Origin of the sequence: Streptomyces palmae, from assembly GCF_004684805.1 — a bacterium.
GTDB lineage: Bacteria > Actinomycetota > Actinomycetes > Streptomycetales > Streptomycetaceae > Streptomyces > Streptomyces palmae.
Genome location: NZ_SRID01000336.1, coordinates 1 through 7,564, shown reverse-complemented (window position 1 = coordinate 7,564; position 7,564 = coordinate 1). Strand labels below are relative to the sequence as shown.

Here is a 7,564-nt window from a genome sequence, read left to right as displayed (position 1 = left end):
ACCACGACGGTTTCCGCCCGGACGGGGCGCCGGACGCCGGGCTGCTCTTCATCGCCTGGCAGGCGGACCCGATGAAGGGGTTCGTACCGGTGCAGCGGAGCTCCCACGTAGGAACCGCGTTCGGCGGCCGGCGGCACCGCGAACAGTCCGCTCGCCTCGTGCCGCAGGAACCGGGAGAGCCCGTCGCCGCGGTCCAGCTTCCGCTGCACCGGTACGAACCCCTTCATCGGGTCCGCCTGCCAGGCGATGAAGAGCAGCCCGGCGTCCGGCGCCCCGTCCGGGCGGAAACCGTCGTGGTACGAGAAGGGCCGCCGCAGCATCGCCGCGCCCTGGTTGGACTCCGGCGCCGCCACTCGTACGTGTGCGTCCCCGGCGATGGCCAGCACACCTTCGGGGGAGATCTTGTCCAGCCGTACCGGGGTGTGCTCGGTGCCGCCGGACAGCGGGGCCCCGTCCTTCTTGCGGCGGCCGATCACCTTCTCCTGCTGGGCGAGCGACAGGTGGTCCCAGCTGTCCAGCAGCATCCGGATCCGCCGGACCACCGCGTACGAGCCGCCCGCCATCCACGAGGGGGCGGCCCCGTCGCCGACGAACACCCGCTGCCGGAAGTCCGGGTCCGCCGGCTTGGGGTTGTTGGTGCCGTCCACCTGCCCCATCAGATTGCGCGCCGTCATCGGGCGGGCGGTGGCGCCGGGGGTGCGGTTGAAGCCGTTCATCTGCCAGCGCAGCCGGGCCGTGTCGCCCGCCTCCCGCTGGAGGGCGCGCAGCGCGTGGAAGGCGACCAGCGCGTCATCGGCGCCGATCTGCACCCACAGGTCGCCGTTGCTGCGCCGGGGGTCCAGCGCGTCCGCGGAGAAGTCCGGCAGCGGGGCCAGCGCCTCCGGCATCCGGTCGGTGAGCCCGGTCCGGCCGAAGAAGCTCCGACCGAACCCGAAGGTCACGGTGAGCGAGGAAGGACCCGCGTCCAGCGCGATGCCGGTGTCCCCGTCACCCGCCTCGGGCTCGCCCGCCATCAGCCGTTCGGCCGTCGCCGACCAGCGGCGCAGCAAGGCGGCGGCGGCCTTGCGGTCCGCGCCCGGTGCCAGGTCGAAGGCGGCCAGGTGGCCGCGCGCCTGCAGGGGGGTGGTGATGCCGGGCTGCTGGCGTTCGGCGCGGAAGCCGACCGCGGTGCCGCCGAGGCTGGTGAGCGCGGTCGGCGCGTCCTCACGCACCGCCTCGGCGGTCGCCGCGCCCGCGGCACCGCCGACGACCAGCCCGGTGGCGCCGACCGCGCCGGCGGTCCCGAGCAGTCGGCGCCGGGAGACCGGGACTCCACCCGTGGGGGTGGCGGCCGGATCCCGCTCCTCGGTCATCGAGGCCGTCCCGGCGGGTGTCCCGGCGGGCTTCGGCAGGGTCTTCGCGGAGGCTTTCGCGGAGGTTCTCGCCGGGGTGTCGGCGGAGGCTTTCGCGGCGGGCTTCGCGGCGGCGCCGTGGCGCCCGTCGCGCTTCACGGGGCCGGTGCCGGCGTTGGAGGTGTCAGGGCGCTGGGTCATGGGCCGACCTTCACGGTCCTGACCTCGGTCACCTGGTCGATGTCCGAGGTCCGTACGGTCAGGGAGAGCTGCCAGGTGCCGGGTATCGGCAGCTGGCTGCGGGCCGCGCTCCAGTGCCCCGTGGAGACATGCTCCAGGTTCACCCGGAGCGGGCCGAGGTTCTGCTTTCGCTGGGTCAGGGAGAGCTTCAACTCCGCCACGTCCACCGGGCGTCCGGCGGCGTCGGTCAGATACAGGTGCACCTCGTTGTCGCCCTTGCGGGCCGGGTCCAGGGTGACCTCGGCGGTACCGCGTCCGCTCTTGCTTCCGGTGTCGTAGGGGATCTTCACGGTGACCGGTCCGACGGCCGGCGCGGTGGACCGGGCGGCCTTCTGCTCGGTCTCCGCCCGACCCGGCTGGACACCGGTGAGCTGGGTGGTCACCGCCAGCAGCACCACCGCCACCGCCGTCTCGGCGAGCACCGTACGGCGCAGCGCACCTCGCTCCGGGTCGGCGTCCCGCCGCCGCCGGGTGGCGGTCCGCTTCACGGCGGCACGCTGCCGGGCCAGTTGCGCGGCGCGTACGTCGTCGGGGCCGGCCCCGGTCGCCCCCTCGGGCGCGGCCGGGGCGGGGTCGGCCGGGCTCGCGGTGCCGTCCGCGGTGCCGTTGCCCGGACCGTCCGTGGCGAGGCTTTTCGCCGTGCCGTCCCCCGGACCGTCCACCGCGAGGCTCTTGGCCGCGCCGTCCTTTCGATCACCGGTGGCGAGGGTGGTCGCCGCGCCGTCCCCCCGGCCGTCCGCCGCCAGGCCCTTGGTCGGACCGGCCGCCACGTCCTCTCCGGATGGGCGCTTCGCCCCGTCCGCATCGCTCGTCTCGGCCGTCTCAGCCGTCTCGGCCGATGCCGGGTCGGTGAGGCGGGCGGTTCGGCGGTGGGACATCGCGGCGATGCCCACCAGCACCACCACCAGACCCACCTTCACCAGCAGCCAGCGCCCGTACTCGGTCCCGGTGAGCGCTCCCCAGCTGCCCACCTGGCGCCAGGACTGGTAGATCCCGGTGGCGACCAGGACCAGGACCGAGCTGAGGGCCATCCGGGAGAAGCGGCGCACCTGGGCGCGGGCCACCGGCTCCCCGGCATGCAGTGTGGCCAGCAGCGAGACCAGCCCGCCGAGCCAGGCCGCGACCGCCAGCAGATGCACCACGGCCACCGGCATTGCCAGGGTGTGCTGGATGCCGACCGAGGCGTGTTCGGCCATCGCCCAGGTGGCGGCCAGGCCGACCGCCACCACCGTGCCGCCGACGCCCAGCCCGAAGGCCAGGTCCTTGCGGGCCCGCGGGTCGGCGCCGCTCGCGGACTGGCGGGCGTAGGTGCCGAAGAGCACCGCCAGGAAGACCGCCGCCCCGCCGAGCAGCAGCAGCCGGGAGAGCAGCGCCGCGCCCGGCTTGGTGGACAGCACCTCGTCCAGTCCGCCCAGGTCGAAGGCGGCGCCGAGGCCCTCCCCGCTGGTGTACGGGCCCCGCAGCAGCAGGAGCAGCAGGGTGGCGGCGAACAGCGTGGCCCAGCCGCCCGCCGCGATCCGCTGCACCGGGCGAGCGGGACGGCACACCCCGGCGAACAGGCAGCCGCCGACCAGCAGTGCGAAGCCCGCGTAGGCGGCGTACCGGCCGGTGCCGTACAGCAGGTCCACGGTGGGGTCGGGGTCCGCGCCGGTCGGCACCGAGACCGTGGTCTTGGAGGGCGCGCCGATGGAGAAGGTGAACGCGCCGCCCACCGGATGGCTGTCGGCGGAGACCCCCTTCCAGGCCACGGTGAAGGTGCCGTTCGGCAGCCCGGTGTGCAGGGCCACCGAGGCGGTCGAGGACTTGCCGTCCACATGGCGGGGTTCGCCGGCGTCCACCCGCTTGCCGCGTGGATCGAACACCCGCACGGAGTCGCCGGAGAGCAGGACGCCCTCGGAGAAGGTGAGGGTCACCCGCTTCGGAGCGGTCTGCAGCACCGTGCCCTCGGCGGGGTCCGTCCCGGTCAGCGCGGCGTGCGCGGAGGCGGGTGCGGCGCCGAGGGTCAGCAGGTACAGCAGGACCGCGCCGAGCAGGCCGGCCATCGCCGGCAGCCGGCGGCGGAGCGCCCGGCGCGCGGGCGCCGGGCCTGCGCCGAGGGTCGTGGGGAGCGTCATCGGATCTCCGTCCGTCAGTTCCCGGGACGGTAGGTGATCGGCCGGACGGGGACCTCGACCTGGATGGGGTCCGAGTCGGCGAAGTGCAGGGTGAAGCGCACCTTCTCGCCGACCTTCGGCCGGTGGTCGAGCTTTCCGAGCATCAGATGGCTGCCGCCGCTGGCCAGCCGCAGCTCCCCGTGCGCCGGCACCTCGAGATCGGGCACCCGCTGCATCCGGGTGCCCTGGGTGGCGTGCAGGGTCACGTCCTTGGAGAGCGGGGTGGTGACGGAGGTCAGCCGGTCGGCGCTGCCGCCGGCGTTCCGAACGGTCAGGAAGCCCGCGGCCATGTCGGACATGGCGGGGCGGGGCATATAGGCGCCGGTGACCGAGAGCAGGGGCGCGGTGGCCGTCCGGTGCTTCTCGCTCTCCTTGTCGTCGCCCCCGCAGCCGGTCAGCAGCAGGGCGAGCGCGGCGCCGGCGGCCAGTGCGGCCGGGGCGCGGCGCCCCAGGGCGGTGGGTGCCGCGGCGGGCCGTCGCTCGGGGGTGGTGGGTGCCGAGGTCACGGGTTCTCCCCCTTGATGATGTTCGGGAGGCCCTTGCGGTAGGTGTCGGCCGTGGTGTCCGTGGTGTAGAGCCAGTGGCCCTTGTCGTCCTTGGGCGAGAAGGCCACGACCTCGGCACCGTGGTTGACGGTGATGCTGCCGTCCTTCTCCTTCTTCGGCTTCTCCACCAGGATGCCCAGCGACCGGGCGGCGGTCTGGATCTTGTCGAAGTCGCCGGTCAGGCCGGTGAAGTCCTTGCCCCCCTGGCCGTTCAGCCAGGCGCGCATCCGCTTGGGGGTGTCCCGTTCCGGGTCGGTGGTCACGAACACCACCTGGAGCTTGTCCCGCTCGGCCGGGGACAGGCGCTGCTCGGCGATGCTGATGTCGCTCATCACCACGGAGCACACGTCGGGGCAGTAGGTGTAGCCGAAGTAGACCAGGGTCGGTCGGCCCTTGGTCTCCTTCCGCAGGTCGTACTCCTTGCCTTCGGTGTCGGTCAGCACCAGGTCGGGCTTGGTCTTCGGGTTGTCCAGCACGATCGCGGACTGCGGCTTCGTACCGGACACCTCCGCGTACTCGCCCTGCTTGGTGCTCTGGTCGTCCTGGTCGCCGCCCGAGCCGCAGGCGGTGAGCGAGAGCGCGGCGGCCGCGGTCAGTGCCACGGCCGTGAGAGTGGTGCGCATGGAGTCCTTCTCCGGTCGTTCAGGTCGGGGAGTTGTCGTCGGGTCCGTCGGGTCCGTCGGGATGACGGGGTGGGGTGGGCAGGGTGCCGTGCGGCGCCCGTCGGGCCGCGTGCCCGTGGGCGGGGCGCCGCACGGCGGCCCGCCGTCCTGCCGGGCGGGGCCCCGCCGTGGGCGCCCGCCCCGTATCCCAGCGGTGGCCGGGTCAGGCGGAGCGGCGGCGTCCGGTCAGTACGCCGAAGGCGATGCCCGCGGCGCCGACCACGATGCCCGCGATGCCCAGCACCCGTGCGGTGGTGTCGCTGTCGTCGCCGCCGTCGCCGGCCGCCTGCTGCTGAGCGCCCCGGCCGTCGTCGGCCTTGCCCTGGTCATCGGGCCCGGCAGAGGATCCGTGCTGCCCGGAGCCGTCCGCGGCGGCCACCAGCTTGAGCACCGGCGCGGGGCTCTCCGGCTCCGGCGCGCCCTCCTTCGGCGGCTCGATCCAGCGCACGACCTCCTTGTCGTCGTACGTCTGGAGCGCCTTGAAGACGATCTGGTCCGCGTCCTGGGGCAGCTGCCCGACCGAGAGCGGGAACTGCTGGAAGGTGCCCGGCTCGATGCCCTTCTTCTGCGCGGTCCAGGTGACCTTGCTGACCGCCTCGTCGATCTTCTGGCCGTGCATCTCTATCGGCTTGTCCAGCTTGGACTTGCTGACCTTCACATCCCAGCCCGGCACCGGCTGCGGCATCACCGAGGCCAGCGGGTGGTCGGTGGGGACGGTGACCTCGAGCTTCACCGTGGCGGCGTCGTCCCGCTCGTTGGGCACCTTGAAGTTGATCACGCTGTAGCCGCCCTTCTCGGCCTGCCCCGGCTGCACACTCACATGCGCGAGGGCGGGGGCGGCGGCGAGCAGTACGACGGCACCGGCGGAGACACCGCCGAGGACGGAGAGGCGGCGCAGACGCTGGGTGTTGATGGCGTTCATGACAGGGGACTCCAGGGGGTCGAAAAGCAGACGGGGCGGCGCCGGACACGGCCTGCCCCGCAGCGCACCCCTCCGTCTCCGCGTCCCGCCGGAGCGCGCGCCCGAGCGCCCGGCGCCCCCGCGACGGGGCTTCCCCGGAGGGAACGGCCGTGTGCTCGTGTACGTACGCACCCGCGTTCGGGGACCGAGACGAGGTGTCGCCCCGGGTCCGCGTCCGCGTGGTCACGCTGGAGTTCGGTGTGTGCCGCGCCTGGTCAGGCCGCGAGAGCGAAGTGCGGCGGACCCCGCCTGATCACACTGTGCTGGAGCAGCACGCTTCGCGGACCGGGCCGCCGCGGACCGTCCGTCCGCCACACCGCGCCGGGCGCCGGCTCCTCGCCCAGCAGCCGGCCGTACAGCGCCCGCACCAGCCGCAGCGCCGCGCGCAGGGCCCGTACCCGGACCCCGTCCGCCGACAGCCGCGCCAGCCGCCACAGCGCCACTTCACCGCGCCGCAGCAGCCAGCCCGCGGCGAGTGCCGCCAGCAGGTGGCCGAGCACCATGGCGGGGGAGGGCAGCAGCGCGCCCAGCGGTGTGTCGGGTGCCCCGGCGGCATGCCAGAAGTGCTCCGTACGCCCGGCCCCGCCACCGATGCCGCCCGGGTCGATCCCGGCGCCGGTCACGATCCGGTGCGCCTCGGCGGCGTCCAGCCGCCCGGGTCCGGAGTCGCACAGCAGCCGTCCGGCGAGCTCGATCAGCCCGTCGGGCCCCGCGGAGCCCGCCGCGGACCCGCCCGCGGTGTGCTGCCCCAGGCCGAACAGGGCGTGCAGCCCCAACTGGCCCGCCGCCAGCCCGGCCGCGATCCCCGGCAGCGAACGCTCCCGGCCGGCCGAGGCCACCACCACCGCGAACAGCGCCGCGCAGCCGGCGGCCAGTGTCCACAGCGGAATCGGAGCGCAGGAGGCCAGGCCGTGCCCGCCGGCCGAGAGCGCCACGCAGACGGCGGTGAACACCGCGGCGCGCAGCAGCCGGAATCCCGTCCCCGCCGAGCCGGAACGCGCGACCGGCCGCAGGGGCGCGCGGCTCCCTGAGGTACGGGCGAGGCTCGGCGTAAAGGCGGACATAGCTGCGCCATCATCCCACCGGGGCGGCCACGCCTGAACGCCAGGGTCCGGAGGTGGTGCCGCACCCATGCGGGCGCGCGCGCAGCGTCATACGCGCCGGGGTGCGCCGGGCGGGAATCCAGCGCTCCCCGTATGCCTATGCACCCGTACGGCTCCACCCCGTCTCCCATACACCGGTGAACCGGCATCGCGCGTCCGCCGAATGAGCGGAGTCACGTTCGGCCCACGCTTACGGACCTTGGAGCCAGGCAATAGGTATCGGTATGTCGAGCCGTGGTCGGGAGGCTGGAGCATGAGCATCTGGTGGTCTCTCCATCTGCGACGTGAGGCTGCGAGCGTGCCCCTGGCTCGAAAACTCCTGCTCGGCACCATGGAGACGGCGGGCGTGGACCCCGAGATCGCCCATGATCTGTCCCTCGCCCTGACCGAGGCCTGCGCCAACGCGGTGGAGCACGGCGGCAGTGAGGGGGCGGGCGAGAACTACCGGGTGACCGCCTTCATCGACGGCGACACCTGCCGCATCGAGGTGACCGACTCCGGCCCCGGCTTCACCCGGTCCCCCGGCGGCTGCGACCACCTCGCCCCGGGCACCGGCGGCCGGCCCGCCC

Annotated in this window: 7 protein-coding genes; 1 reads left to right on the top strand and 6 read right to left on the bottom strand. The window is 74.2% G+C overall.

Annotation, left to right across the window (positions count from 1 at the left end):
* From efeB to E4099_RS25855, 6 genes are all read right to left on the bottom strand, one after another.
* Positions 1 to 1,352, bottom strand: a 1,352-nt coding sequence (efeB, locus tag E4099_RS25880; RefSeq protein WP_135341529.1) for an iron uptake transporter deferrochelatase/peroxidase subunit, incomplete at its 3' end; no start/stop codon positions are given.
* A gap of 176 nt (positions 1,353 to 1,528) precedes the next feature.
* Positions 1,529 to 3,685, bottom strand: a complete 2,157-nt coding sequence (locus tag E4099_RS25875) for a copper resistance CopC/CopD family protein (RefSeq protein ID WP_135341527.1) — start codon at positions 3,683 to 3,685, stop codon at positions 1,529 to 1,531.
* A 14-nt stretch (positions 3,686 to 3,699) separates the two neighbouring features.
* Positions 3,700 to 4,230 carry a copper chaperone PCu(A)C gene (locus tag E4099_RS33750; RefSeq protein ID WP_135341526.1) on the bottom strand — a complete coding sequence of 177 codons (531 nt, stop codon included), beginning with the start codon at positions 4,228 to 4,230 and terminating at the stop codon, positions 3,700 to 3,702.
* On the bottom strand, positions 4,227 to 4,892 hold the full coding sequence (locus E4099_RS25865) for an SCO family protein (RefSeq protein WP_135341525.1): 666 nt from the start codon (positions 4,890 to 4,892) through the stop codon (positions 4,227 to 4,229). The genes E4099_RS33750 and E4099_RS25865 overlap by 4 nt, the downstream gene beginning before the upstream one ends.
* A gap of 202 nt (positions 4,893 to 5,094) precedes the next feature.
* Positions 5,095 to 5,853 carry a YcnI family copper-binding membrane protein gene (locus tag E4099_RS25860; protein WP_135341524.1) on the bottom strand — a complete coding sequence of 253 codons (759 nt, stop codon included), beginning with the start codon at positions 5,851 to 5,853 and terminating at the stop codon, positions 5,095 to 5,097.
* 254 nt (positions 5,854 to 6,107) lie between these two features.
* Positions 6,108 to 6,956: a hypothetical protein gene (locus tag E4099_RS25855; RefSeq protein ID WP_245245171.1), complete on the bottom strand. Its 849-nt coding sequence runs from the start codon at positions 6,954 to 6,956 to the stop codon at positions 6,108 to 6,110.
* A gap of 292 nt (positions 6,957 to 7,248) precedes the next feature.
* Between E4099_RS25855 and E4099_RS25850 the strand changes: the two genes are divergently transcribed.
* A partial coding sequence (locus tag E4099_RS25850) for an ATP-binding protein (protein WP_135341523.1) occupies positions 7,249 to 7,564 on the top strand: 316 nt, incomplete at its 3' end.

Coding starts and splice junctions, on each gene's coding strand:
- E4099_RS25860 (WP_135341524.1), bottom strand. CDS start 5,853: ATGAACGCCATCAACACCCAGCGTCTGCGCCGCCTCTCCGTCCTCGGC.
- E4099_RS25855 (WP_245245171.1), bottom strand. CDS start 6,956: ATGTCCGCCTTTACGCCGAGCCTCGCCCGTACCTCAGGGAGCCGCGCG.
- E4099_RS25865 (WP_135341525.1), bottom strand. CDS start 4,892: ATGCGCACCACTCTCACGGCCGTGGCACTGACCGCGGCCGCCGCGCTC.
- E4099_RS25875 (WP_135341527.1), bottom strand. CDS start 3,685: ATGACGCTCCCCACGACCCTCGGCGCAGGCCCGGCGCCCGCGCGCCGG.